The organism is Opacimonas viscosa (assembly GCF_024199005.1).
GTDB classification, from domain to species: Bacteria; Pseudomonadota; Gammaproteobacteria; order Enterobacterales; family Alteromonadaceae; genus Opacimonas; species Opacimonas viscosa.
On sequence record NZ_JANATA010000427.1, the window covers coordinates 1 to 207 of the forward strand.

General features: G+C 30.0%; 1 protein-coding gene. It reads right to left on the minus strand.

Features of this window, described 5'->3' with window-relative positions; all coding sequences use genetic code 11:
* On the minus strand, positions 1-171 hold a 171-nt coding region (gene yajC, locus NLF92_RS14370; RefSeq protein WP_432420242.1), incomplete at its 3' end, for a preprotein translocase subunit YajC.
* Between the last annotated feature and the right edge of the window lie 36 nt (positions 172-207).

Here is a 207-nt window from a genome sequence, read left to right on the forward strand (position 1 = left end):
GATTAAGCCACCATTTGTTACAATCTTGTCACCTTTTTTTAAATTAGCCACCATTTCTTTATGAGCTTTCGCTTGTTTTTGTTGTGGTCTAATAATTAAAAAGTAGAATATTGCAAATAATGCAACAAGAGGTAGTAATGAGCTTATTAAATCAGCGCTTGAACCTTCCATCAAATTTCCTTTTAAAAAGTAGTCTATTATGTTTTT